Annotated in this window: 1 pseudogene; it reads right to left on the bottom strand. The window is 41.1% G+C overall.

The features are described 5' to 3' along the window. Positions 1-555: pseudogene (locus AB5935_RS27195) on the bottom strand (TonB-dependent receptor); the annotation flags it as partial.

Genomic DNA, 555 nt, shown 5'->3' with positions numbered 1-555 from the left:
GCAAGATAACGCTCTTTGAAGTTGTAAGTGACACGACCTACCCAATCTTCTTCGTAAGCCGGGAAGTTCATCACATTCTGATTTGTCGATTCGTTCATCTTACGGTTAAACACAAACAAGGCACTTACATCGTGATCGCCAAACTGGCGGTTGTAATTCAATGCTAATTCGTAATAAAGTTTACGCCCGTAAGCCTTGAAGCCGTCATAAACCCCACCAACAGGTAAATCTCCGGGAGCGTTTTCATCCGGATAACGTTTCTCGGTATAATTATAAGTAATTGTTCCATCAGCATTGTAAATAGGATTAGCGTAATCATACACACGATTCATACGAATATGCGTACGCTGGGCAACCAGATCGTCTTTACCCAAAATCTTACCCGGCATGATCTGGGTGGTCCATGATGAAGAAGTAGTGTAAGACAACGATGCTTTCAATGATAACCCCTTTGTAATGAAGTCCAGCTTTTGATTCAGGATTACATCGTAAAAACCTTGATGCTGTTTAATATTACGACTACCTCCTTCATTCATTAGACAGGCTATATTCTGA

The sequence above is a fragment of the Phocaeicola sp. RTP21198st1_B8_RTP21198_201120 genome (assembly GCF_040929485.1).
Classification (GTDB): domain Bacteria; phylum Bacteroidota; class Bacteroidia; order Bacteroidales; family Bacteroidaceae; genus Phocaeicola; species Phocaeicola dorei.
The sequence above is the reverse complement of the archived record's forward strand: the minus strand, read 5'-3'. Positions and strand labels throughout refer to the sequence as shown.